22 protein-coding genes are annotated in these 23,681 nt (G+C 66.0%); 10 read left to right on the plus strand and 12 right to left on the minus strand.

Annotation, left to right across the window (positions count from 1 at the left end; translation table 11 throughout):
• Positions 1–16 precede the first annotated feature (16 nt).
• Entirely contained in the window at positions 17–1,378 is a 1,362-nt protein-coding gene (locus tag IBJ82_RS24080; RefSeq protein ID WP_194828231.1) for a M20/M25/M40 family metallo-hydrolase, read from the plus strand.
• 21 nt (positions 1,379–1,399) lie between these two features.
• Positions 1,400–1,927: a YbhB/YbcL family Raf kinase inhibitor-like protein gene (locus IBJ82_RS24085; protein WP_194828232.1), complete on the plus strand. Its 528-nt coding sequence runs from the start codon at positions 1,400–1,402 to the stop codon at positions 1,925–1,927.
• Positions 1,928–1,980: 53 nt separating this feature from the next.
• On the opposite strand, the gene IBJ82_RS24090 is transcribed toward IBJ82_RS24085, so the two are convergent.
• The 3 genes from IBJ82_RS24090 to IBJ82_RS24100 form a co-directional block, all read right to left on the minus strand.
• Positions 1,981–3,804, minus strand: coding sequence for a long-chain fatty acid--CoA ligase (locus IBJ82_RS24090; RefSeq protein WP_194828233.1), 1,824 nt, complete (start codon positions 3,802–3,804; stop codon positions 1,981–1,983).
• 132 nt (positions 3,805–3,936) lie between these two features.
• Positions 3,937–4,623, minus strand: a complete 687-nt coding sequence (ribA, locus tag IBJ82_RS24095) for a GTP cyclohydrolase II RibA (RefSeq protein ID WP_194828234.1) — start codon at positions 4,621–4,623, stop codon at positions 3,937–3,939.
• A gap of 69 nt (positions 4,624–4,692) precedes the next feature.
• Positions 4,693–6,171 (minus strand): PfkB family carbohydrate kinase, encoded by a 1,479-nt coding sequence (locus IBJ82_RS24100; protein WP_194828235.1) that lies wholly within the window; start codon positions 6,169–6,171, stop codon positions 4,693–4,695.
• 226 nt (positions 6,172–6,397) lie between these two features.
• Here IBJ82_RS24100 and IBJ82_RS24105 point away from each other — a divergent pair, with 226 nt between their 5' ends.
• The gene (locus tag IBJ82_RS24105) at positions 6,398–6,793 is read left to right on the plus strand and encodes a hypothetical protein (RefSeq protein ID WP_194828236.1); all 396 of its coding nucleotides are present in this window, start codon (positions 6,398–6,400) and stop codon (positions 6,791–6,793) included.
• Positions 6,794–6,797: 4 nt separating this feature from the next.
• Here the strand turns inward: IBJ82_RS24105 and IBJ82_RS24110 are convergent, their stop codons facing one another.
• The 3 genes from IBJ82_RS24110 to IBJ82_RS24120 are packed head-to-tail and all read right to left on the minus strand — an operon-like array spanning position 6,798 to position 9,152.
• Positions 6,798–7,877 (minus strand): quinone-dependent dihydroorotate dehydrogenase, encoded by a 1,080-nt coding sequence (locus tag IBJ82_RS24110; RefSeq protein WP_194828237.1) that lies wholly within the window; start codon positions 7,875–7,877, stop codon positions 6,798–6,800.
• A gap of 7 nt (positions 7,878–7,884) precedes the next feature.
• The gene (locus IBJ82_RS24115; RefSeq protein WP_056820002.1) at positions 7,885–8,145 is read right to left on the minus strand and encodes a DUF5703 family protein; all 261 of its coding nucleotides are present in this window, start codon (positions 8,143–8,145) and stop codon (positions 7,885–7,887) included.
• On the minus strand, positions 8,145–9,152 hold the full coding sequence (locus IBJ82_RS24120; protein ID WP_194828238.1) for a YncE family protein: 1,008 nt from the start codon (positions 9,150–9,152) through the stop codon (positions 8,145–8,147). Before IBJ82_RS24120 ends, IBJ82_RS24115 begins: the two co-directional genes overlap by 1 nt.
• 168 nt (positions 9,153–9,320) lie before the next feature.
• Here IBJ82_RS24120 and IBJ82_RS24125 point away from each other — a divergent pair, with 168 nt between their 5' ends.
• From IBJ82_RS24125 to IBJ82_RS24135, 3 genes are read left to right on the plus strand one after another with little or no spacing between them, the layout of a single operon-like run.
• Entirely contained in the window at positions 9,321–9,677 is a 357-nt protein-coding gene (locus IBJ82_RS24125) for a hypothetical protein (RefSeq protein ID WP_194828239.1), read from the plus strand.
• Positions 9,678–10,217: a hypothetical protein gene (locus tag IBJ82_RS24130; protein WP_194828240.1), complete on the plus strand. Its 540-nt coding sequence runs from the start codon at positions 9,678–9,680 to the stop codon at positions 10,215–10,217.
• Between the two features lie 19 nt (positions 10,218–10,236).
• Entirely contained in the window at positions 10,237–12,315 is a 2,079-nt protein-coding gene (locus IBJ82_RS24135) for an MMPL family transporter (RefSeq protein WP_228537572.1), read from the plus strand.
• A gap of 154 nt (positions 12,316–12,469) precedes the next feature.
• On the opposite strand, the gene IBJ82_RS24140 is transcribed toward IBJ82_RS24135, so the two are convergent.
• The 3 genes from IBJ82_RS24140 to IBJ82_RS24150 all read right to left on the minus strand — a co-directional run bounded on the left by IBJ82_RS24140 (position 12,470) and on the right by IBJ82_RS24150 (position 13,670).
• Complete coding sequence (locus IBJ82_RS24140) at positions 12,470–12,787, minus strand: hypothetical protein (protein WP_194828242.1); 318 nt, start codon at positions 12,785–12,787, stop codon at positions 12,470–12,472.
• On the minus strand, positions 12,787–13,020 hold the full coding sequence (locus tag IBJ82_RS24145) for a hypothetical protein (protein WP_194828243.1): 234 nt from the start codon (positions 13,018–13,020) through the stop codon (positions 12,787–12,789). The genes IBJ82_RS24140 and IBJ82_RS24145 overlap by 1 nt, the downstream gene beginning before the upstream one ends.
• A 377-nt stretch (positions 13,021–13,397) precedes the next feature.
• Entirely contained in the window at positions 13,398–13,670 is a 273-nt protein-coding gene (locus IBJ82_RS24150) for a hypothetical protein (protein WP_194828244.1), read from the minus strand.
• Positions 13,671–13,943: 273 nt separating this feature from the next.
• Between IBJ82_RS24150 and IBJ82_RS24155 the strand changes: the two genes are divergently transcribed.
• The 3 genes from IBJ82_RS24155 to IBJ82_RS24165 all read left to right on the plus strand — a co-directional run bounded on the left by IBJ82_RS24155 (position 13,944) and on the right by IBJ82_RS24165 (position 17,070).
• On the plus strand, positions 13,944–14,789 hold the full coding sequence (locus tag IBJ82_RS24155; RefSeq protein WP_194828245.1) for a hypothetical protein: 846 nt from the start codon (positions 13,944–13,946) through the stop codon (positions 14,787–14,789).
• The gene (locus IBJ82_RS24160; RefSeq protein WP_194828246.1) at positions 14,786–16,045 is read left to right on the plus strand and encodes a tetratricopeptide repeat protein; all 1,260 of its coding nucleotides are present in this window, start codon (positions 14,786–14,788) and stop codon (positions 16,043–16,045) included. The genes IBJ82_RS24155 and IBJ82_RS24160 overlap by 4 nt, the downstream gene beginning before the upstream one ends.
• Before the next feature lie 95 nt (positions 16,046–16,140).
• On the plus strand, positions 16,141–17,070 hold the full coding sequence (locus tag IBJ82_RS24165) for a sugar phosphate isomerase/epimerase (protein ID WP_194828247.1): 930 nt from the start codon (positions 16,141–16,143) through the stop codon (positions 17,068–17,070).
• Positions 17,071–17,236: 166 nt separating this feature from the next.
• On the opposite strand, the gene IBJ82_RS24170 is transcribed toward IBJ82_RS24165, so the two are convergent.
• From IBJ82_RS24170 to zwf, 3 genes are all read right to left on the minus strand, one after another.
• A complete protein-coding gene (locus IBJ82_RS24170; RefSeq protein WP_194828248.1) occupies positions 17,237–18,331 on the minus strand; it encodes an asparaginase in 1,095 nt (364 codons plus the stop codon).
• An 88-nt stretch (positions 18,332–18,419) separates the two neighbouring features.
• Entirely contained in the window at positions 18,420–20,324 is a 1,905-nt protein-coding gene (locus IBJ82_RS24175; RefSeq protein WP_194828249.1) for a glycoside hydrolase family 15 protein, read from the minus strand.
• Entirely contained in the window at positions 20,321–21,745 is a 1,425-nt protein-coding gene (gene zwf, locus IBJ82_RS24180) for a glucose-6-phosphate dehydrogenase (protein WP_194828250.1), read from the minus strand. The genes IBJ82_RS24175 and zwf overlap by 4 nt, the downstream gene beginning before the upstream one ends.
• Positions 21,746–22,107: 362 nt before the next feature.
• Here zwf and IBJ82_RS24185 point away from each other — a divergent pair, with 362 nt between their 5' ends.
• On the plus strand, positions 22,108–23,667 hold the full coding sequence (locus IBJ82_RS24185) for a GMC family oxidoreductase (protein WP_194828251.1): 1,560 nt from the start codon (positions 22,108–22,110) through the stop codon (positions 23,665–23,667).
• Positions 23,668–23,681: the final 14 nt, after the last annotated feature.

Genomic DNA, 23,681 nt, shown 5'->3' on the forward strand with positions numbered 1-23,681 from the left:
TGGTAGGAAAGGGGGCGTGTCGGCATCTGGCGAGAATTCTGGTTCGAACGGGCGGTCCCGCGCGGAGGACGAGGTGGTGGAGCTGGTCAGCAAGCTGATCCAGTTCGACACCTCCAATACCGGCGAGCTGGCCACCACCAAAGGTGAGAAGGAGTGCGCCGAGTGGGTGGCGCGACAATTGCACGAGGTCGGCTACGAGACCGAATACGTCGAGTCGGGTGCGCCCGGACGCGGAAACGTGTTCGCGCGGTTGAAGGGCGCCGATTCGAGTCGCGGTGCGCTGATGATCCACGGGCACCTCGACGTGGTGCCCGCCGAGGCCGCCGACTGGAGCGTGCACCCGTTCTCGGGTGCGGTGCGCGACGATTACGTGTGGGGGCGCGGCGCGATCGACATGAAGGACATGGTCGGGATGACGCTCGCCCTGGCCCGCCAGTTCAAGGCCGAAGGCACGGTCCCGCCACGGGATCTGGTGTTCGCGTTCCTGGCCGACGAGGAGAACGGCGGCAAATGGGGCTCGCAATGGCTGGTGGAGCACCGGCCCGACCTGTTCGACGGCGTCACCGAGGCGGTCGGTGAGGTCGGCGGGTTCTCCCTGACCGTGCCACGCCCCGACGGCACCGAACGCAGGCTCTACCTGGTCGAGACCGCGGAGAAGGGCCTCGGCTGGATGCGGTTGCGCGCCAAGGCCCGCGCCGGACACGGATCGTTCCTGCACGAGGACAACGCCGTCACCATTCTCGCCGAAGCGGTCGCGCGCCTTGGCCGCCACACCTTCCCGGTGGTGCTCTCGGATTCGGTGGCCGAATTCCTCGCCGCGGTGAGCGAGGAGAGCGGGCTGGCATTCGACCCGCACGGACCCGATATCGAAGGCCAGCTCGCCAAGCTGGGCACCATCTCGCGCATCATCGGCGCCACCCTGCGCGACACCGCGAACCCGACGATGCTGCAGGCCGGATACAAGGCCAATGTCATCCCGCAGACCGCGGAAGCCGTGATCGACTGCCGGGTGGTCCCGGGACGGCAGGCCGCGTTCGAACGCGAGGTCGACGAGCTGATCGGACCCGACGTGGAGCGGGAATGGATCACCAAGCTCGACTCCTACGAGACCACCTTCGACGGCCACCTCGTCGACGCCATGAACGACGCGGTGCTGGCCCACGACGCCAACGGGCGCACCGTGCCCTACATGCTCTCGGGCGGCACCGACGCGAAAGCATTCGCGCGCTTGGGGATTCGCTGCTTCGGCTTCGCTCCGCTGCAGCTGCCGCCCGAGCTGGACTTCACTGCCCTGTTCCACGGAGTGGACGAGCGGGTTCCGGTGCAATCACTGGAATTCGGCACCCGGGTACTGGAACATTTCCTTCTGCACAGCTGACCGCTACCGGAAAGGTCCTCGATGACTGACAACCCCTATGACGCGTTGCCGCAGGTGCCCTCGTTCACCGTCACCTCCACCGACATCACCGATGGTCAGCCGTTGGCCAACGATCAGGTGTCGGGAGTGTTCGGCGCCGGCGGCAAGGACATCTCGCCGCAGCTGAGCTGGTCGGGATTCCCCGAGGGCACCCAGAGTTTCGCGGTGACGGTGTATGACCCCGACGCACCGACCGCGTCCGGGTTCTGGCACTGGGCCGTGGCCAATATTCCGGCCTCGGTGACCTCGCTCGATGCCGGCGCGGGCAGCGAAGGCGGGAGCTTGCCCGCCGGTGCGGTGACCTTGCGAAACGACGGCGGCTTCCCCGGCTTCGTCGGTGCGGGACCGCCGAAAGGTCATGGCCCACATCGGTATTTCGTGGTCGTGCACGCCGTCGACGTCCCCGCACTCGAGGTCGGATCCGACGCGGCGCCCGCCTATCTCGGGTTCAACCTGTTCTCCCACACCCTGGCCAGGGCCACCCTGATCGGCACCTACGAACAGCACTGAGACAAACAACAGCGGTGGCCCTGAAACTTCCAGGGCCACCGCTGTTTTCGCAACTACTTCACGTTGACGACATGCTCGGGCGGGGTCGCGGCGTAGAGCTGGGTGATGGTCTCGGCGTACTTGTTCGAGATCGGGGTGCGCTTGAGCGACATCTTCGGGGTCAGCTCGTCACCGCCGGGCTCCCACAGGTTCTCCACGATCACGAAACGCTTGATCTGCTCCACCCGGGAAAGCTTGCGGTTGCCCGCGAGCACCGCTTCCCTGACCTCGTCGACGATCTCCTTGCGCCGAGCCAGCTCCGCGTGGGTGGCATCGGTGGCGCCGAAGTCCTTGGCGCGCAACGCCGCGACATCGGGATCGAGCATGATCAGGGCGGTGATGTAGGCGCGGGCCTCGCCGATCGCGACGGCCTGGCCGATCATCGACGAGGCTGCCTTCATGGCGTTCTCGATATTGGAGGGGGCGATGTTCTTGCCCGCTTCGCTGATGATGAGTTCCTTCTTGCGATCCACGATGCGCAGATAGCCGTCGGCGTCGAGGGTGCCGATGTCGCCGGTGTGCAGCCAGCCCGCGTCGTCGATCGCCTCGGCGGTCTTGTCGGGCATGTTGCGGTAGCCGGGGGTGATGATCGGGCCACGGATGAGGACCTCGCCGTCGGCGTCCAGACGCAGCTCCACACCGTCCATGACGCGTCCGACCGAGCCGGGGCGCGGCTTGTCGATCTCGGTGTAGGTGCCGACGCCCGCGGTTTCCGACATGCCCCACACCTCGCTCACGGCGAAGCCGAGGCCGAGGAAGTATTCGAGGGTCTCCGGCGGAACCGGCGCGGCACCGGATGCGGCGACCTTCAGCTCGGCGAACCCGAGCGCCGCGCGCAGCTTGGACAGCACCAGCGCGTCCGCGATCTTGTGCTGTACGCCGAGCAGCAGTGAGCTCTCACCGGCCAGCTTCGCCTTGGCCTGTGCGACACCGACACCGATCGCCCAGTTCGCGAGCGCCTTCTTGACCGGGCTCGGCTCGACGGCGAGTTTGTTCTCGATACCGGTCTTGATCTTCTGCCACACCCGCGGCACGCCGAAGAACACCGTCGGGCGGGCATCGGGCAGGGCGGCGGCGATCTCGCGCGGATCGGTGACGGTGGTGATCTGGATGCCGGTGAGCAGGCTCATCGCGTGCGCGGAGATGCGGTCGGCGACGTGCGCGGCGGGCAGATACGACACGGCCCGGTCGTCGAAGCCGACCGGCAGCGGACCCGAGACCAGGCCGACGACCTGGGCGATCACATTGCTCTGGGTGAGCTCGACACCCTTGGACGGGCCGGTGGTGCCGGAGGTGTAGATCAGGGTGGCCAGATCGCCGGACTGCACCGCCTGCCAGGCCGCGTCGAAATCGAAGTCCGGTTCGGGATCGGATTCGAGCTGAGCCAGGGTGACGGTGCCTTCAGCGGTGCCATCGACCACGACCGTGTGCTCGACCGAGGTCCCCGACGCGCGCAGCGTGTCGAGGAACGCCTGCTCGGTGATGACCACCTTGTTGCCCGCATTGGCGAACACGTGTGCGATCTGGTCGGTGGAGCTGGTGTTGTACACCGAGAACGGGACGGCGCCCAGGTGCAGGGCCGCGGTGTCGATCAAATTGAACTCGGGACGGTTGGTGAGCATGATGCCGACCGCGTCGCCGTGGCGCACACCGAGCTTGGCCAACCCCGCGGCCAGTGCACGCACCCTCGTCGCATACTCGGCCCAGGTGATCTCCTGGGTGCCACCGACCGTGCGCAAGGCGATCTGGTCGGGCCGCAACGCGGCGGTTTGCTGGAAGGCGGCGGGCACGGTGTGCACCGTGACCCCGGATGCGTGCGCGAAACCGATGTCAGTCATATCCCTTGTTCCCATAGGCCGAGCTGGATACCGAGCCGATGCGAGTGAAACCATCTCGTTATCTCGAGACGGAGGCGTCAGCAGTGGCGTGGCTCACTTATCGTAACCGGACATACGGGATTGTGAGACGGGTTACCGACGAGCCCGTGGCCGCCACCACGACCGCACCCGCGCCGATTGCTCGTCGTCGGCGAGCGGATCGGCGGGGATGGTGTGCTGACGTTGGCGTCGTTTGGCCTGCAGGTATTGCCTGCCGCGCGAGGACTGCAAGGCGATGGTGAGGGCGATGGGCTCGACGGTGATCCCGGCCTCGGTCAGTGCCCGGCACTTGTCGGGGTTGTTGGTGAGCAACCGGACCCGGGTGAGATCGAGCTCGCGCAGTGCGAGCGCGGCGGGTTCGTAACGGCGGGTGTCGGCGTCGAGGCCGAGGCTTCGGTAACTGTCGAAGGTGTCGGTGCCGGACTGCTCGCTTTCGCGGTAGCCGCGAGCTTTCCAGATCAAGCCGGCGCCGCGTCCCTCCTGTTCGAGGTAGACGAGCACACCGGCGCCCTCGGCCTGGATGCGGTCCATCGACTCGGTGAGTTCCCCGCCGCAGTCGCAGTCGTCGGAACCCAGGCCCTCGCCGTAGAGGCAGCGTGAATGCACTCGAACCAGGCAGCCGTCGCGGGGGTCACCGAAGACGAGCAGGTGCCCACCGTCGCGGGGGTCGGGGATCTCGATGACCCGGATCGGCAGTTGTGCGCCGTGGCGACCCAGCCGGTGTGCGGTGTCGGCACCGGCACGCCCGGTCCTGGCACTGCCGAACGACAGAATGGTCAACGATCCTCCGTGCGTGGACAGGCGATACCGGACAGGGGCGAGCCTCGACGGCGCGACTTTACCCCCGGATCAGGCCGACGGCGCGTACAGCCGCACGATGCGGTCGATCTCGTCGACACCGGGCATCGACACCGCCACCGCGCCCAGATTCTGGGTGGGAATCATCGCCGCGGTCGCCCACACGAAATCGGTTGCGGTGAGCGGGGTTCGGGCGTTGACGAGTCGATAGGCCAGCGCCCCGGTGAAGGCGGCGGCGGCCCCGACCGAGGCTTTGAGTACCTGCGGGAAATGGTCGATCACGGTCTCGACCGTGTCGGAGGCGACGACGCACCGGAAGTTCTCGACCGTGCAGACGGTGCCGACGCCGAGCCCGCGCAGCAGCCGGGCGATGTCGTCGGCGGATTCGGCGGGCACATCGGGCAGCAGCGCGTCCAGATCCGCGGCGGCGCCGACGAGATAGTCGACCGCCCCCAGGTACTGGTAGAGGCTCTGTGGCACCGGCATCGACGGCGTCGGGCACACGATGACAGGCGGTTTGGGCCGCATCTGCGACACCACCGACAGCACCTGTTCGATCACCGAGGGCGGTGGTTCGAAGCTCAGGATCACCGCGTCGGAGGCTTCCAGCGCGGCGCGCAGTTCCGGGCGGTGCAGGTCTTCGTCCTGGAGTTGGACGCGGCTGTCGCGGCAGCCGATGATGCGGGTCTCGCCGTTGGGGGTGATCACCACCGCGGTAACCAGCGACGTCGCGAACGGCACGACCTTGACCAGGTCGAGGTTCACCCCCTCGGCTTCGATGAATTCGAGGATGCGGCGGCCGTATTCGTCACCGCCGACCGCACAGGCCAGGTGCACGCCGATGCCGAGGCGGGCCGCGGCCACGGCCCGGTTGAGCCCTTTGCCGCCGGGGTGGCCGGTGAAGGTGCCCCCGGCGGCGTTGTCGGCGTCGGGGAAGGAGTCGACCCGGTAGAGGTGATCGATGACGGCGTCGCCGAAGACTGTGACGACACCGTGCCGTGCGGGCGCGGCGGTGGGCTGTGTGGCCGACGGTGCGGCCATGGGATAGCCGGAATCGGTGGCGAGCAGCCCGGCCAGCGCGGTGAAAGCGTTGTGTTCGGAGACCGTGCGCAACCGTTTGACCGTGGGAGCCTCGGGGACGGGGTCGACATCGAGCAGGGTGTGCAGGGCAACCCACTGCTCGGTCAAGGCCTCTCGACGTTCCCCGAGGTTATCTGCATACAGGCGTTCGATATCGATACCCACGCCAGACCGGTCCCGCAACAAGCCCAGTGAGAGCACGGCGTCCACGATCAGCCGGTCCGTCGGTGGCAGCCACTGCACGACCTCCCGCACCACGGGCAGAATCGACGCCTCGGCGGTGACCCCGGCGCGGCGGGCGTGTCGGCGCACCGACAGCAGCTCTAGCAGCGGCGCAGCGTCGATCTCGGTGTGGCGCAAGCGTTCTGCGCTCAGGCCCGCGTACTTGCCCAGCCTGGCCAGGATGCTGCGGATCGCGGCGACGCGGGCATCCTGGGGAACCATCGACATGCTGCCTCCCGTCAACTTCTCGACGCCACCGTGCACCCATCGGGGCGGACGCCGCACTGCGATCGCCACATTGCCGGGTTTGCCACGCCCGAAATCTGGCAATTACCTACTAACAATGGCAATTGACCAACACAAATGGCAAATGCCACACTGGATTACGGGGGAGCGATGCCCCGCCAGACGCTCGGGGGGGCGCAGCGCCCCCACCGGGGAAGGCAGGTCCACGATGGTTATTCATGGCACCGACGACACGTTACGCAGCGACCGCACGCCGGAATTCGCCCAACGAACCGACACCGGCGGCTGGCGATTGAGCTGGTTGCCCGAGTACACCCTCAGTCGTGAGCAAGCCTGGGCGGGCATGGAGCTCGACGAACTCGTCAGCGATCTGGACGCCGTGCACGACCGACTCGCCCACGCCGAGATCAGTGCCCGCGCCGACCTGCTCGGCATCATCTGGCAGCAGGCTCTGATCAAGCTGGCCAAGCGCATCGACGCCCGCCAACGCGGCGACAACCCGGCCGCGGGGGAGTCGTTTCACGATCCACCGGCGCCATTGTCGCGGCTACGCCCGGCGCGACCGATGCACGAGGATCGGTCGCCCCAGGCGTACTACGGCTGAGATCTCAGACCGAGTGGGTGCGGTGTTCGGCGCCGACCGCGTCGGACAGGCGGGCGTAGCCACCCGCGCGCAGGTTGGCCGCGATGCCGCGGTGGATGCGGGTGGTCCAGAACGGGCCGCCGTAGATGAAACCGGTGTAGCCCTGCAGCAGGGTGGCGCCGGCGAGGATGCGGGCCCAGGCCTGCTCCGGTGTTTCGATGCCGCCGACGGAGATCAGGACAAGCCGGTCGCCGACGCGGGTGTAGAGGCGGCGCAGGACTTCCAAGGACCGTTCGGCCACGGGGGCGCCGGACAGCCCGCCCGCACCCATGGCTTCGACCTCCGGGGTCGGGGTGTGCAGGCCGTCGCGGCGGATGGTGGTGTTGGTGGCGACGATGCCCGCCAGGCCCAGTTCGACCGCGAGGTCGGCGACGGCGTCGATGTCGTCGTCGGACAGGTCGGGGGCGATCTTCACCAGGACCGGCACCGACACACTGTCGAGTACGGCCTGCAGGATCGGGCGCAACGATTCGACGGCTTGCAGGTCACGCAGACCGGGGGTGTTGGGCGAGGACACGTTGACCACGACGAAGTCCGCGAGCGGGCCGAGTAATCGGGCGCTGGTCGCGTAATCGCCCGCGGCGGCGTCGGGTTCGGTGATCTTGGTCTTGCCGATGTTCGCACCGATCGGGACGGTGGGGTGCGCACCGTGCAGGCGGGCGGCCGCGGCGGCGGCACCGTGGTTGTTGAACCCCATCCGGTTGATCAGGGCGTGGTCGGCGGGCAGCCGGAACAGGCGCGGGGTGGGGTTGCCGGGCTGGGCGTGGGCGGTGACGGTGCCGATCTCGGCGAAACCGAAACCCAGTGTGCCCCAGGCGTTCGCGCCGTCGGCGTTCTTGTCGAAACCGGCGGCCAGACCCAGCGGTGCGGGGAAGGCGACACCGAACGCGGTGGTGGCCAGGATCGGGTCCTCGACCACGGTGAGCCTGCGCGCCAGCCAGCGGGTGGGCGGGAACCAGGTGGCGATACGCAACGCGGCGAACACCAGGTGATGCACTCGCTCCGGCGGGATCAGGAACATCAGGCGTAACAGGAGGGCGTACATGGTCGGCTCACAATCCGGGTTCGGGCACAGGCAGGACGGCATTTTTGCGGCGGCGCAGCAGCACCCGGCGACTGCCGTCGGTGTAGGCGCGCACCCGGGACAACTCCCAGCCACCGAATTCGGCCTGGATGGCCAGTCGCATCGAGGCGGTGACCCGGTTGACCTCCGGTGGCAGCCGCAGGGGCACGTATTCGTAGTCGTCGTTGCTGGTTTCCCAGCTCGGCGGTATCGCCGAGCGCGAACTGCGAGGCCTGGGAGCTGTAGCCATCACTGCCCTCTCTTCCGCTCGTCCGCGCCGATCCGCTGCAGGCCATCACCTACGGCCGAGGCCACGAACAGGTCGCCGGTGCGTTCGTCGACGGTGATCGCGTCGGGCTGGCGCAGCGTCGCGAGCCTGGCCACCTCGACACCGATGCCGGTCGACAGGTCGTAGCCGACGACCTCGTTGCTCTGCGTGCAACTCACCCAGACCGTGTCCGAACGCGGGTCGTAGGCGAGCGCGTAAGGCGATGATGATACCGGGAAACGCTGGCGCAGCACGAGCGGACCGGCCGAGTAGACGAGCAGTTCGCCGCCCACGGTGTCGGCCACGATGATGCGGCCGTGCTGGTCGGTGATGGCGTTGGTGGCGCCGTCGCCCGCCCGCAGCATCAGGCCGAGCGCTTCCTGCCCCACGGCGACAACGGCGGTTTGCTTGCGATCGAGGACGGTGATGTTCTCACCGGTCAACGCGATCTCGTCGGCGGAGACGAGGCCGGTGATCGTGCGGGTAACCGCGCCGTCGGCGGTCAGTTCGCGCACGGCGCCGTCGGCGGTGCCGACCACGAGCGTGCCATCGGTGCGAGTTCGCACGCTGTGCACATCGCCGTCGACGGGGGTCTCGGTGAGCGTGCCGGTGTTCACGTCGACTCGCAGTACCCGGTTGGGGGCGGCGACGAGCACTTCGCCCGGCTTGCCTTGCGACAGCGACGCGCCGACGGCGGGGAGGCTGACCGTGCGCGGGGCGGTCGGTGCGGCGGGGTCGATCAGCGAGAGTGCGGTGCCCGCGGTGTCCAGGGCGGCGAGGCGGCCGGTCGAGCTCTCGGCGAGCAGAGCTTTCGTCGCGGCTGCCGGGAAGACCTGACCGACCGGGTTCGCGGTAGCGGGAGAAACCGCTGCGGTGGCCGCGGCCCTGGTCGGGACATCGGGACCACCGTCCTCACCGCTGCACCCGGTCAACAACACCAAAACCGCCGCGCCGACCAACGCAGAGGCGACCGAGCCACGAGGGCGCATGCACCGAACTCCTTCAATCCGCACGAGGTGACTCCCTTGATCACCATCTGACCATGATGACTCACCAGTAGCTTCGACCGGGTGCTCGCGTCGGAGGTGTCGGTGACGCGCGTTACTGTTGACGCGTCGACAAATTGATTGCCACACAGGCGGCAGGAGATCCCCACGATGACCGACCGGACACACGCGGGTTTCGGCATCGATGACATTTCCGTCGGACCGTTCGCTCACGGCTTCGGCACCACCGACGACGGCCGTCCCTTCGCCTTCCGCACCCATCGCGCCACGCTGACCGTGCAGATCTACCGCGCCGACCTGGGCGATGCGGTACCCGCATCCGACGACGTGGTGGCCCAGGCCCGAGCCCAGGTGACCGACATCGACCTCGGCGACGAACGCAGCGTCAGCGCCTTCGTGCGCGATCTGCTCCCCCACGCCGCCCCTGTCGAGGTGCCCGCTTCCAGTGACATCTCCACAGTTCGCGCCATCCTGGGACGGATCAGTGCCGTCATTGATGGTATGTAGATGGTGATGCCTTCCACACTTTCCGCCAGGGCCGCTGCGGCCACCGCCTGCCTCACGGCCCTCGTCGCCCTCGCCGCGTGCGGGGGAACCACCGACGAGGCCTCGGTCGACGCCGCACGATCTTCGGCCAACGCCTCCCTCGCTTCTTCCGTCGCGACCTCGGCCAGCAAGGCCAATGTGCCGCTGCCGAACGCCCAAGAGCTCGACGCGCAGATCAAACGCGCGCTCGACCCGGGCCTGCCCGATGTCGAACGCACCGAACTGATCGAGGACGGCGCGGCGTTCTCCGACGCCATCCCCGACATGTACAAGGCGCTGCGCGACAACCCCCAGGCGGTGTACGGCGTCGTCGACCCGGTCTTCGACAACCGTGACGGCACACTCACCGCGACCATGCGACTGGACAAAGACGGTTCGGGAACCAACGTGCGCACCACCATCGTGCATTTCGTGCTGCTCGACGGTAAGTGGAAGATCTCGCGCACCGACCTGTGCGGCATCCTGCGCTCGGCCGACTATCGCACCGCCGCCTGCGGCTGAGATGCGCGAATCTCGATCCATGCGGTGGGGCAGGTTCGTCTACCGCCACCGGTTCCTCGTGCTCGGCTTCTTCGTGCTCACCGTGCTCGCCTCGGGGTGGTTCGGTCGCGACCTGGCCGACCGCTACACCCAGGAGGGCTGGTTCGACGAGTCGAGCCAGTCGGTGGCGGCGTCGAAACTGGCCGACGAAACCTTCGGCCGCGACACCGACGGCGATCTGATCGTCATCTACACCGCCCCACCCGGCACCACCGTCGACGATCCCGCCGTGCGCGGACCGGTGACGGCGGCACTGGCCGACCTGCGCAAGCAATACGGCGAGCGGATCCACAAGATCGACAGCTACTGGGACAGCCCGTTCTCGGCGAACGCCTCCGACCCGACCAAACAGCACGCGTTCGCCAGTATCGGGCTGGCAGGCGGCGGCGGGACCGCGACGGTCAACAACTATCTCGCGTTGAAACCGCACCTGCACGCCGGCGAACCCGGCGGCGGGCCCGGTGGGACGACGGTGCAGCTGGCGGGGCTGCAGCCGGTGGTCGAGGGCATCAATATCGGGATGCAGCACGACATCAAGCGTGCCGAGATCATCGCCTTGCCGATCGTGGCGATCCTGCTGTACTTCGTATTCGGCGGAGTGATCGGCGCACTGCTGCCGGTGCTGATCGGTGGACTCACCATCCTGGGCACCTCCGGGATCTTGCGGGTACTCACCGCCCAGATCGAGGTCAACGTGTTCGCCAGTGCGGTGATGACGTTGGTCGCGCTCGGCTTGGCGATCGACTACGGGCTGTTCACGGTGACCCGGTTCCGGGAGGAACTGGCCGCCGGTCGCTCCGTGGAGGACGCGACCGCACGGACCGTCGCCACCGCGGGGCGCACCGTGCTGTTCTCCGCGGGGATCATCGCTTTGAGCCTCGGTGCGCTGTTCATCTTCCCGAACGGGGTCCTGCGGTCGGTGCCCTACGGCGGCATCTCCGCGGTGATGTTGGCGGCGCTGTTGTCGGTGACCGCCCTGCCCGCCGCCTTGAGTATCGCCGGACACAAGATCGACTGGCTGGGCTGGAAACGCTTCTCGCGCAGCAAGACCGAAGCCCAGATCGATGCCGGGTTCTTCTCCCGACTGGCACAGTGGGCGATGCGCAGGCCGTGGGCGGTAGTCATCCCGATCGTGCTCGGCCTGCTGGCCCTGAGTATTCCGTTGCGCCACATCGAGTTCGGCGGGATCAGCGAGAAATACCTGGCCGCCGACAATCCGGCGCGGGTGGCCCAGGAAGACTTCGACCATCTGTTTCCCGGATTCCGCACCGAACCGTTGAAGCTGATCGTGGTCGGCGCCTCGCCCCAGCAGCTCAGCGATATCCGGTTCGAGGCCAATCAGGTTCCCGGGCTGACCGGACGGTTCGAACCGGCGGCGGCGACCAAGGACAACGTCAATGTGCTTTCCGCCGGGCTCGGTGACAAACGCGACGCCGACCAGGTGATCGACGCGCTGCGTTCGTTGCCCGCGCCACCGGGCGTGCAGGTGATGGTCGCCGGCATCCCCGCGCTCGAACGCGACAGCATCAACGGGTTGATCGACGGGCTGCCGCTGCTGTTGGCGATCCTCATCGCGGCGGCGTTGGCGCTGATGATCGTGGCGTTCCGGTCGGTGATCCTGGCGGTGAAGGCCGTCGCGATGAGCGCGCTCAGTTTGGTCTCGACCCTGGGCGTGTTGACCTGGATCTTCGTCGAAGGCCATGGGGCAGGGACATTCCAGTTCACACCGGGACCGTTGATGTTCGCGGTGGTGGCATTGATCGTGACCGTGATCTTCGGGTTGTCCACCGACTACGAGGTGTTCCTGCTCTCGCGAATCGCCGAGAAACGGGCCGCCGGTGCCGAGGCCGAGGAGTCGATCCGCTACGGCGTGGCCCACACCGGTGGAGTGATCACCTCGGCGGCCGCAATTTTGATCGTGGTGACCGGGGCGTTCGGATTCTCGGATCTGGTGCTGATGAAATACATCGCCTACGGGATGATCGTGGCGCTGATCATCGACGCCACGATCATCCGGATGGTGCTCACCCCCGCCCTGCTGAAGATCATCTGGAAATAGCCGATTCGCGGAGCTGTAGCGGGCCCAGTAGCTGTCTGATGAGAAGGGCCCTCACCCGAGTCGAACGGGCGGGACGGTAGTCCTGGTCGATCAGTTCCTGTTCGGCGTCAGCCGAGTCCTGGTGTTGCTCCGGTGTCCATGTCGCTCATCGGGGTCAGGGTCCGAGGATGGCGCGGATCTGGTCGGCCGCGCGGCGTGCGATGGGTTCGTCGAGTACCGCGATCGGGCTCTCGGCCTCAGCGAACCAGGACGAGCCGACGGTGAAGGGTGCACCGGTGAGCGCGACCCCGACCGGGCCGAGGTCGCAGATGATCGCATCACCGGCGAGCTGGTCGGCGACGACTTCGACGATGACGTACTGACGGCGGATGCGGTTGAAGTCGTCGCTGCTGACGATCAGGCAGAGCATTCCGCCGGGCAGAACCGATCCCGACGGGGCGTTCCACACCTCGCCGAATCGGGGGTTGGCCATCAGCTGGCTCGGGAGCGGTTGATCAGGCTCGCGGTCAGCGTGCTCGCCCGGTCGGGGGTGTAGCCCGCGGCGTTGAGTGTCGCGCTGTCGGCGGCCAGGCGCCGACGCATGTCGTCACGGTGGACCAGCGATGCCAGGAACGCCGATCGGTCCATGCCCGCCTCGTTCGCGCGGCGGGCGAGGATTTCCAGGGTCTCGTCATCGAAGCTCACCGATGTCTTACGTCCAGCCATACCGCCGATCGTACCGCCGCTAGCGGTAGGAGCGGCGGTGATTTGCGTAACCTTGAAGCCCTGGATCCAGAATGCGCTCAGGCACCGATACCGTGACCCGAGTCCAGGTCTGTTTCGCCATGGGTGTCGTGGTGCAGCTGTGGCGATGCGCGGTGGTCCCGGTCGCGAGGGCTGTTTCTTCCAACTTGTTGTGCGACAACGGAGTTGGGTGTCATCGTTGTTGCCGAGTCGTCGGTACCCGTCTGCCAGGTGGGTACATGCCGGGACGGGCTCGCGGGCGAAAACCGGCAGTGCGCGCTTTCCGTCCCGCCATTATGAAGCAGGAGCTAGGGAGCCAACTCTCGGCCGGTGCGACGACCCCGACAGCGATGGCGCCACTAAACGACCGGTCCGGGCACCGAGTAGACGACGGTGATCAAGGGCACGACCGCGAATGCCAGTGCCGCGCAGTAGCCAATGGTGCTCCAGGTCCAGTGGTTACTGGTAATCAGCTTGATCTGCCGGTCGAGGAAGTCGAGCAGGTTAACCGGCGGGGTCTCGGCGCGCATCAGCGCCAGGCAGGTGGGCGAACTGCACTTGTCGCACTTGTTCGCTTCGGAGGCTGGCATGTTGGCGACGGGGACGGGGATGGGGGTCTGGTTCTTCGGCATGAGCAACTTCTCCTTGATCGTGTTCGATGACCCCTTCTAGTGGGTGCAGCGCTCGAATCCCCCTGGTTCACAGATCTTTCGAGGAATTTTCGATCCGAGGGGGATGTTCCCGCCTGCCGCCCTATAACTGCGGTGACCGTGCGCACGACCCGCGCCGGCGCAAGCAAGTCGGCTTGCCCGACGACGATCGGCGTGCGTATGGAGGAGGAGAAGTGAATGTGCCCACCGCACAGTGATGCGTCACCCCTTGGCAGACAGTCTGACCCGCCTGACGTGGAAGCTGGGGCCGACGACGATCACGACGACGAAGTCTTCTCGATGTCGTGCGTCCAGGCGATGCTCACCGAGGAGGTGTCTTCATCTGCCGATCCGGCTACCGAGATCGAGGAGGTCATCGGTGAAGCCAACGATGCACTCGATGAAGCGGCTGCTGAACAGGAGATACATCGGCGTCTCGTCGACTGCGAGGCTCGAGGGCCCGATTGGGAGCTCGTAGTCGAGCGCCTCTCGCGATACGCGAACGAGGTGTTGGATCCCTGGATCCGGACCGGCGCGATCTACAGCAGGCTCGCCTGCCATCACATCGTTGTCGACGCGACCTATTCCGAACGCTTCCGGCTCGCAGTCAATGAAGACCTGAGGAAAGACGTCCTCGCCACCACAATCGCCTCCGCGCTGGTGCAACTACGCAACGGCATCTGTGGGGGCAGGGGGTGGAATCCCCACGGCGGAGCAAAACTGACCACCTACTTCCTCCGGGGGTGTCTCTATGCGTTCAAACACGCCTTCGCGCAGATTCTCGGGGGAAAGCGTGAGCAATCCAGATCAGACGGCCCTGACGAGCTGGCCGATCAAAGGTATCCCTCTCTCTGCGATACCGGACTCGGTGCCGACCCGGCGGACATCGCCAGTAATCGGGATCTGATCCGCTACCACCTCATGCAGTTGGACGCAGAATCGCGTCGAATCGTGTGGGCCAAGGCAGCCGGCTACACACACCTCGAAATAGCAGAGCTATTTCTTCCCAACAAGACACCCAAAGCCATCGAAAGGAAGCTGGCCCGGCTAGCGGCGGACCACCCGTGGATCGCCAACCTCTCGACGAGGAGATCCCAATGAATTCCCTACATGACAGCTCCGGGCCCGACCTCGACCGGGTTGCGCAGATGCGTGCGCTGATCGAGCGGTCCTCTCTGGGAGAAGAAGGTGCTCGCAGACTCGCCCAGCGAGCCTCCAAGGAGCAGGTCGACCGCATCGGTCAGCGACTCCGGTCTGCTGGACTGCCCGACTGCAGCGGCGCACCCGAAGCACCACCCTCACCTCCGGCGACACCGGCCCCGCGCACCTTGGGCCGCGCGGTAGATGTCCTGGAGTTGCCGACAGTTCCGCGGATCCTGATTCCCGGCGACCGCGAGAAGACCTCGGTGCTGGTCACGAGGATGCGGGAACTTTTGAGCACATACCCGGTTGGGCGTTTCGGCGCGTCAGGCTCGGCGTTGGTCTTGAATGCCGTGGCCGCGATGTCGGAGGCGTTGATCGAGGATCGAGACGCGCGTTCGGCCCTGCTCTTGATGCAGGCCGCTTCCCCGCATCTGCAGGTACTGGGCCGCCACGATCAGCGCGGATTCCGGGTTCGGCGCACCTGGGCCGCGGCTCGGTCGGAACTCGGCCAGTACCGAACGGCCGAACGACTGCTGCGTCGGCTCAGAGATGACGAACAGCGGGTCATGAACTTCGCCGAACCGTGGACAGAGATACATCTGCAGTGGACGTTCGTCCGCCGCGGCGATGTGTCGCAAGCCGCAGAGGGATTCCAGACACTGAGCACCGGACTTGCTGCCAGAGCAGACCACATCGACATCGCGACACTCGGACATCTGGAATGCAGGTGGAACTGGGTGCGGGGCCAACAGGGACTGGTCGAAGAATCGGCCAAGGGCTACCGCAGAGTGATCGAGGGCCGATCCGCTGTTCTGGGCCCTGACGATCCCGCAACCCTCGATGCGCGGCAGTCGTTGGGGGCGATGTTCGAACTCAACGGCCAACTCGCGCAGGCCATCTCCATCTCGGAGAGCCTGCTGGAAGACCGCAAGCGTGTCCTGGGACCAACCCATGTCGACACGCTGGAGACCACGAAGTCTCTTTACCTGGCTCGCTTTCGGGCAGAGCCGCGGAGCGACCATGCCCTCGACCAGATAGTCGAGGAACTTCGCTACATCCGGGGCGCCCAGGCTGAAAGCCACGGCCCAGGTCATCCCGCCACATTCGATACCGGCGCGCAAATCCACGAAGTCCAGACGCCCCCTGATGAAGCGCGCTCGACCCCGCTCGAAACCGAACAAGGCCGAGTCCCAGTCTCTCCCGTTGGGGCGTAGCCACCTCGATCACTTCGACATCCGCCATTCCGGACTTCGAGATGATCCTCTCCTTCCGACACCGACCACTCTCGGCAATGACAGTGAGGCAAGCAATGAAACTTGGAATCCTGACGGCGGCTCTGGGCCAGATGTCTCTGGAACAGATCGCGTCCTGGGCCCCCGAGGCGGGATATCAGGCACTGGAGATAGCGGCCTGGCCGATGGGCAGCGAGCACATCCACCAAGCCGCCCACCTGGACGTCGCCGGATTCGGCGGCGCGGACGCCGCCCGCGTCACCGACCTGATGGGCCGCCACGGTCTGAGCATCTCCGCGGTGACCTACTGCGACAACAACCTGCACCACGACGACGTCGTACGCGACCGGATCCACCAGCACCTACGCGCCTGCATCGACGCGGCAGCAACCCTCGAGGTCCGCCATGTCACCACCTTCATCGGCCGCGACGTCACGCTGCCGGTAGCCGACAACCTCGCATTGGCTGAACAGCACCTGCCGCCGTTGGTCCGGTACGCGGCCGAGCGTGGTGTGAAACTGCTGGCCGAGAACTGCCCGATGGAGGGCTGGCACCCCGATGGGTATCCGGGCAACCTCGCCTACTCACCCGAGCTGTGGGACTGGATGGCCGAACTCGGCTTCGGCCTCGCCTACGACCCGTCCCACCTGCCCTGGCTCGGCATCGACCCCATCGACGCCCTCGAACACGCCCTCCAGACCGGAATCGTCGGCCACGTCCAAGCCAAGGACATCCAGATCGACCAGCGCGCTCGCACCCGTTACGGCATCTTCGGCAAAACAGTCGCACGCACCTCCTCCACCGACGTCGGATGGTGGCGCTACCGCGTCCCCGGCCGCGGCCAGATCGACTGGAACCAGATCATCGATACCCTCTACACGGCCGGATACGACGGCGATGTCGCCGTCGAGCACGAAGATCCTGTCTGGGGCGGCACCCTCGACAAAACCCTCCAAGGCATGCACATCGCCGCGAACACCCTGCGACCCCTCATCGTTCCGGTTTAGCTGCCTGGTAGGGGCGGGTTTCGTGCTGCAGACTCGCTCCTGTCGATAGGTGTATCGAATCTGTCGCGGCCGGTGGCGTCCGCGACATCGTCGCCCATGCCGGATCCACGAACCTGTCCTGGGTGATGCGCTTCGCTGACCTCGGCGAGTGGGCCGCGAGTCTGGCTCAGAACTGCTGATTGCCGTAATCGCGGAACCAGGCCACGATCTGGTCGTGTTCGGTGGTTCTGGCCAGCGCCAGCAGGAGCAGCAGGCGTGCTTTCTTGGGCGCGAGGTCCCCGCCGCTGACCACGCCCATCTTCGGGTCGACGATGATCGCGCCGGAGCCGTAGGTGTTGGTGGCGACCATGGCCACGCCCTTGGTCGCCATCGCGGCGCTCGCCTGTTTCGGCGAGGGAGTGCCCGCGAACACGATGCCCTTGGCGCCCGCGTCGACGGCCGCGGTGATGGGCTCGGCGGGCGCGTCGAGGTAGCTGTGGGCGATGTCGACGCGCGGGAGGGTGTCGCGATTGATCGTGGTCAGGTCGAACGGGGTCATCCAACGGGCGGGGTCGTCGCAGCGTTGGACGCGGGCGGGGGCGCGTTGCAGGCGGATTCCGTCCTGGTCGATGGTGCCGAGGTCGCCGTATTCGCGGGTGGTGAAGGTATGCACACGGGTCGAGTCGGATTTGGTGGCGTCGCGGGCGGGCAGGATCTGGTCGTTGAGGGCGATGACCGTGCCGAAACAGGTGGTTCGGTTGCTCGCCGCGAGGCGGATCGCGTTGTACAGGTTGACCGGTCCGTCACTGCCGATCGCGGTCCACGGTCGCATCGCACCGGTCACGACCACCGGCTTCGTGCTGCGCACGGTGAGGTCGAGGAAGTAGCTCAGCTCCTCCATGGTGGCCGAACCGGTGCTCACCACGACCGAATCATGATCTCGCAGGCGGCTTTCCACCAGCCGCGCCAGATCGTAGAGGTCGGTGACGGTGTAGTCGCCGGATCCCTTCTGCCCGAAGTCCTCGGTCGACACGGCGGCGATCTCGCCGATCTCGGGGCGCAGGGAGTCGACGAGTTCGGCGATCGGTCGCGTGCCGGGACGATAGGTTTCCAGATCGGTGCGCCGGTCGGAGGTTCCCGCGATGGTGCCACCGAGACCGATCACCGCCACCCGCGGCGCCGGTCCCGCCGGTGCGGAATTCGACGAGCTGACACCGATTCCGGCACTGGCGACCGTTCCGGCGAGAGCGATCGTGGCGGCGACTTTCGAGACTGTGGGCATGCGACTCACGCTACGAACGGCTGATACAAAACCACATCACTCTCCCGCAGTACCTCGATCCGATACCGAGGTACTGCGTGCGCTGCGATCAGGAGAGTTCCGACACCAGGTCGGAGAAGACGATTCGGCCGACAGCTTCGATGAGGGCGAGGTGGGAGAACGCCTGGGGAAAGTTGCCCAGATGCCTGCCGGTGCTGGTGTCGTATTCCTCGGCGAACAGGCCGAGCGGTGAGGCGATGCTGATCAGGCGATCCATCAGGTCCCGGGCGCGCTGCGTCTCGCCGACGATGGCGAGCGCGGACACGAGCCAGAACGAGCAGATCAAGAAGCTGCCTTCCTTCCCGGACAACCCGTCGTCGGTTTCTCCGGTGCGGTAGCGCAGCACGAAGCCGTCCTCGGTGAGGTCGTTCGCGATCGCCTCGACCGAAGCACGCAGTCGCTCGTCGTTGGCCGGCAGGAAACCGAAGACCGCCGCGAGCAGGGTGGAGGCGTCGAGTGCCTCGGTGTCGTAATGCTGGCGTAGGACGCCGTCGCGGACACCTTTGGCAAGGATGTCGGCGTGAATCTCTTCGGCTGTCGCGCGCCATTTGGCCTCGGCAGCGCGGTCACCACGAATGTCGGCGATCTTCGCGGCCCGGTCCATGGCCACCCAGCACATGAGCTTCGAGGACACGTAATGCTGCGGCGCACCGCGTGCCTCCCAGATGCCTTGATCGGGTTCGCGCCACACGTCGGTGGCGCATTGCGCCTGGGTCTCCACGATGGGCCACAGCCGACGCGGGAGCCGCTTGCTCCGTACCGTGTGCAGCAGAATCGAATCGAGCACGGAACCGAACACATCGTTCTGGCGCTGATCGAAGGCGCCGTTGCCGATTCGCACCGGATACGCACCCGCGTATCCGGACAGATCCTCGCGGATCGATTCAGTGAGGTCGCGGCGGCCGTCGATGCCATACATGATCTGCAGCGCGCCATCCGAATTCGGTTCGAGGTCGGCAACGTACTGCATGAAATCGTTGGCCTCCCCGTCGAGGTTCAGGTAGTGCAGCGCCTGCAGGGTGAACGTCGAGTCGCGCATCCAGGTATAGCGGTAGTCCCAGTTGCGTTCCCCGCCAGGAGTTTCCGGCAATGAGGTAGTGAGCGCGGCCACGGTCGCGCCGGTGGGTAGGTAGGTCAGGCCTTTGATGGTGAGGGCGGACCGCTGGATCGCGGCGCGCCAGCGGTGATCGGGGAAACGTGCGCGCGCGAACCAGGACCGCCAGAATTCGGTGGTCGCATCGAGGCGTTCGAGTGCCTCCTCGACAGTCTCGGGCCCGTCGAGGCCGTCGGCCCACGAGAGCGCGCAGAACAGCGATTCATCCTTCGAGAGGGTGTGCCGGGCGCGGACCCGGCCGCCCTCGATGCCGAGGGCCATGTCGGTCCGGAGCCGGATCGTCTGGCCTGCGCCGGTCGCGTCCGCGGTCTGACGACTCTCGTCGACCAGCGTCCATTCGGCTTCCGTACGTCCGTAGTCGAACACCGGCTCGCACACCAACTCGATCTCCACACTTCCCGACATGCACCGGACCGTCCGGACCAGCAGGTGATCGGCGTCCTCGTCGGTGGAAGGTCGCGTGTGCGGTGTGGTGGTGTCCTCCCCGCGAGTCGGTCCCATCGTCAGGGCGGTGCGGATCTCCACCCACCCGGTGGGCGTATTCCACACGGTGACAATGGTATTCGTCCCGGGCTCGTAGTGGCGGGAGGCCGGAACGTTGATGCCGAACGGACCGAGCCGGAAGGCACCGGCCTCGCGGTCGAGCAGGGATCCGAACACGCTGGGTGAGTCGAATGCCGGTAGACAGAGCCAGTCGATCGCTCCGTCCGCGGCGATCAACGCACCGGTATGGCAGTTCGACAGGAATGCGTAGTCGGCGATCGGCGGGAACGCGGACGGCGCTGCCGCGCTCTGTGGTTGACGGGCAGCGGCGGTGTCGTCGGCCTCGGCGGGACTCATGCGGGCAACCAGGGTTCGACCCAGCGGTCCTGCCCGGGCAACAGTTGATTCGGTGGCCCCCACGACCCCTTCGGGTAGGTCTGTACGGGTGGTGGCCCATCGAGCAGCGGTTGCATCACCCGCCAGGCTTCCTCGACACCGTCTTGGCGAGTGAAGCGCGCGCTGTCTCCGACTAACGCGGCGTGCAGCAACACCTCGTAGGGTGTGGCGCCCTCGCCGCCCTCGTCGGCGAATTCCATGTCCAGCGTGATCGGTCCGGGTTGTTTGCCCTCACCGCGTTGTGCCTCGACTTCGATACGGATGCCGGTCATCGGATCGAGTTTGATCACCAGTTGTGCGGGTTCGGGTTGATGCGCGGCGTCGAAGAACCACACCGGGGGCGGGCTACGGAAGACCAGTCGCAGTTCGGTCTGTGTCACCGGGAGGCACTTGCCCGTGCGTAGGTAGAACGGCACACCGGACCAGCGCCAGTTGTCCACCTCCAACCGCAGCGCCATATACGTTTCGGTGCTGGAGTCCGGTGCCACCCCGTCGACGTCGCGGTAGCCCTCGTACTGCCCGCGGATGTAGTGCGCGGGATCGGCTGCGGGGATGGCCCGGTACACGTTGACCATCGCGTCCTTCAACGCTGCGGCGTGCGATGCCGACGGCGCGTCCATCGCCACGGCGGCGACGAGCTGCATCATGTGGTTGACCACGACGTCGCGAAGTGCGCCGACCGGATCGTAGAAGTGGCCGCGGTCGGCGACATCGAAGCTCTCGGCCATGGTGATCTGGACTTCGGACACGAACTGGCGATTCCAGATGGGCTCGAAGATCGCGTTGGCGAAGCGGAGGTACAGCGTTTCGGAGAATCCCTTTTTACCGAGAAAATGGTCGATCCGGTACAGCTGCGACTCATCGATGTACTGGTGGATCTCCGCCGCGAGTTCGCGTGCCGATTGGAGGTCGTGGCCGAAGGGCTTCTCCACGACGACTCGTGCCGAGTTCGTGAGGCCCGCATCGGAGAGTCCTTTGATCACGGTCGCGAACAGGAATGGCGGGACCTCGAGGTAGAACACCGGATTGCGGACTCCGCTCAGGTGTCGTGCGAGCTCGGCGAATGTCTCAGGCTTGCCGAAATCGCCACTGACGTAATCGAATCGCGCCGCAAGCCGGTCGAATACCGCCTCGTCCACCGGCTCTTTTCCGGCGGTTTCGATCGAGGTCCGGGCGCGCTTTGTCAGATCGTCGACCGTCCAATCATCCACTGCGACACCGATTATGGGACAGTCGATCATGCCACGCCGCTCGAGTCGGTACAACGACAGGAAGGTCATCACCTTCGCCAGGTCGCCGGTTATTCCGAAAATCACCAGCGCATCAGCTTTCGAATGCTCGGCCCCTTCGGTGGTGGAACTGGAAACAGCATTCGTGCTCATCGGCACGTCTCCTTCGGAGGTCGGTGGCCGCCCAGACTTCCTCACCCTACAACCCTCTGATCGGGGCGCCGGACAATCGATATGAATTCGTGGTAAATCGTGAATTCTTGTCGAATGTCCGACTTGCGAGAGTGTTATTTCGAAATCCGTACAGGGACAGTACATTCGGGCATGCAGTGCCGACTATGTCCGGTTCGAGCAAATCTGTTTCCTATCAAAAGCATCTATCTCGGCCCATATCCGGCTGGTACTGTTCGAATTGCATTGGCAATCGCCCCCCGGCGATTGCTTCTTTTTGTCCGAGTTTCCGCATCGATTGTTGACCGCAGGTTCGAACGGTTTGCAACACCGAGGAGAGCGCGATGCCGGCCAGTGATCATTACGACGTAATCATTATCGGGACCGGGGCCGGTGGGGGGACGTTAGCGCATACCCTCGCCGCAGCGGGCAAGCGGATCTTGCTCCTCGAACGGGGTGACTTCCTGCCGCGCGAGACCGAAAACTGGGACCCCGCGCCGGTATTCGTGGATGGGCGCTACATCTCGCCCGATACGTGGTTCGACGCGGCCGGGACACCGTTCCAGCCGCAGGTCCATTACTTCGTCGGCGGGGCGACCAAGATGTACGGCGCGGCGCTGTACCGGCTGCGTCCGCAAGACTTCGGGGCGATCACACACGTCGACGGCATCTCCCCGGCCTGGCCGCTGAGCTACGACGACTTCGAACCCTGGTACACCAAGGCCGAGTGGCTCTACCAGGTCCACGGTAACCATGGCGCGGATCCCACCGAGGGGCACTGGTCCAAGGACTACCCGTGGCCCGCGGTCTCGCACGAACCCCGAATCCAGGAGCTCGCCGACAGCCTCACAGTCGGCGGCTATCATCCGTTCCCGGCCCCGTGCGGAATCCTGCTCGACGAAGCCGACCGGGCCCGCAGCGCGTGCATCCGCTGCTCGTGGTGCGATGGTTACCCGTGCCTGGTGCATGCGAAATCCGACGCCGAGACGATCGCGGTGCGACCCCTGCTGGACGCACCGAACGTGACATTGCTCGTACAGGCCGAGGTGGTCAAGCTCGACACCGACCCGACCGGCCGCACTGTCAGCTCGGTCGTCGTGTCCCGCCTCGGCACCACCGAACGGTACGAAGCCGACATCGTCGTGGTCGCGGCCGGCGCGGCCAACAGTGCCAAGTTGCTGCTGCAATCGGCCGATGACCACCACCCGAACGGGCTCGCCAACGGCTCGGACCAGGTCGGTCGCAACTACATGTTCCACAATTCCAAGGCAGTCGTGGCGCTGGCCAAGGAACCCAACGACACCGTGTTCCAGAAGACCTTGGGTATCAACGACTTCTACCTCGCCGATGGTGAGCGCGAGTTCCCCTTGGGAAACATCCAGATGGTCGGTAAGTCCAACGGCTGGGCGATGAAGGGCGAAGAACCCCGACTGACCCTGCTCGCCCCGCACTGGAGCCTCGACGAGGTCGCCCGCCATGCTGTCGACTTCTGGCTCACCACCGAAGACCTCCCCGTCGCCGACAACCGCGTGACCATCGACGATCAGGGGAAAGTCCACCTGCGCTACACCTCGAACAACGACACCGAAGCCGCCGGGCTGTACCACGAACTGAAGAAAATCCTCAACCACGTCGGCATGTCCCAGCATCATGTGCTCGCGAAGAACTTCTACATGCAGATGAACATCCCGGTCGCCGGTTGTGCGCACCAGGCCGGAACGTGCCGGTTCGGCGACGACCCGGCCACCTCCGTGCTCGACGTGAACTGCAAGGCTCATGAACTCGACAACCTCTACGTCGTCGACACCAGCTTTTTCCCCAGTATCGGGGCCGTGAACCCCGCGCTCACCGCGATGGCCAATGCCATCCGTGTCGGCGAACATCTGATCGGGCGTCTCGCATGAACCACGGGCACCCG

Origin of the sequence: Nocardia sp. XZ_19_231 (assembly GCF_015355705.1) — a bacterium.
Classification (GTDB): Bacteria; Actinomycetota; Actinomycetes; order Mycobacteriales; family Mycobacteriaceae; genus Nocardia; species Nocardia salmonicida.

What these genes read in the sequence shown, in the direction of transcription:
- IBJ82_RS24085 (WP_194828232.1), top strand. Translation starts at nt 1,400, where the DNA reads ATGACTGACAACCCCTATGACGCGTTGCCGCAGGTGCCCTCGTTCACC.
- IBJ82_RS24090 (WP_194828233.1), bottom strand. Translation starts at nt 3,804, where the DNA reads ATGACTGACATCGGTTTCGCGCACGCATCCGGGGTCACGGTGCACACC.
- IBJ82_RS24100 (WP_194828235.1), bottom strand. Translation starts at nt 6,171, where the DNA reads ATGTCGATGGTTCCCCAGGATGCCCGCGTCGCCGCGATCCGCAGCATC.
- IBJ82_RS24105 (WP_194828236.1), top strand. Translation starts at nt 6,398, where the DNA reads ATGGTTATTCATGGCACCGACGACACGTTACGCAGCGACCGCACGCCG.
- IBJ82_RS24110 (WP_194828237.1), bottom strand. Translation starts at nt 7,877, where the DNA reads ATGTACGCCCTCCTGTTACGCCTGATGTTCCTGATCCCGCCGGAGCGA.
- IBJ82_RS24115 (WP_056820002.1), bottom strand. Translation starts at nt 8,145, where the DNA reads ATGGCTACAGCTCCCAGGCCTCGCAGTTCGCGCTCGGCGATACCGCCG.
- IBJ82_RS24120 (WP_194828238.1), bottom strand. Translation starts at nt 9,152, where the DNA reads ATGCGCCCTCGTGGCTCGGTCGCCTCTGCGTTGGTCGGCGCGGCGGTT.
- IBJ82_RS24125 (WP_194828239.1), top strand. Translation starts at nt 9,321, where the DNA reads ATGACCGACCGGACACACGCGGGTTTCGGCATCGATGACATTTCCGTC.
- IBJ82_RS24130 (WP_194828240.1), top strand. Translation starts at nt 9,678, where the DNA reads ATGGTGATGCCTTCCACACTTTCCGCCAGGGCCGCTGCGGCCACCGCC.
- IBJ82_RS24135 (WP_228537572.1), top strand. Translation starts at nt 10,237, where the DNA reads ATGCGGTGGGGCAGGTTCGTCTACCGCCACCGGTTCCTCGTGCTCGGC.
- IBJ82_RS24140 (WP_194828242.1), bottom strand. Translation starts at nt 12,787, where the DNA reads ATGGCCAACCCCCGATTCGGCGAGGTGTGGAACGCCCCGTCGGGATCG.
- IBJ82_RS24145 (WP_194828243.1), bottom strand. Translation starts at nt 13,020, where the DNA reads ATGGCTGGACGTAAGACATCGGTGAGCTTCGATGACGAGACCCTGGAA.
- IBJ82_RS24150 (WP_194828244.1), bottom strand. Translation starts at nt 13,670, where the DNA reads ATGCCGAAGAACCAGACCCCCATCCCCGTCCCCGTCGCCAACATGCCA.
- IBJ82_RS24160 (WP_194828246.1), top strand. Translation starts at nt 14,786, where the DNA reads ATGAATTCCCTACATGACAGCTCCGGGCCCGACCTCGACCGGGTTGCG.
- IBJ82_RS24165 (WP_194828247.1), top strand. Translation starts at nt 16,141, where the DNA reads ATGAAACTTGGAATCCTGACGGCGGCTCTGGGCCAGATGTCTCTGGAA.
- IBJ82_RS24170 (WP_194828248.1), bottom strand. Translation starts at nt 18,331, where the DNA reads ATGCCCACAGTCTCGAAAGTCGCCGCCACGATCGCTCTCGCCGGAACG.
- IBJ82_RS24175 (WP_194828249.1), bottom strand. Translation starts at nt 20,324, where the DNA reads ATGAGTCCCGCCGAGGCCGACGACACCGCCGCTGCCCGTCAACCACAG.
- zwf (WP_194828250.1), bottom strand. Translation starts at nt 21,745, where the DNA reads ATGAGCACGAATGCTGTTTCCAGTTCCACCACCGAAGGGGCCGAGCAT.
- IBJ82_RS24185 (WP_194828251.1), top strand. Translation starts at nt 22,108, where the DNA reads ATGCCGGCCAGTGATCATTACGACGTAATCATTATCGGGACCGGGGCC.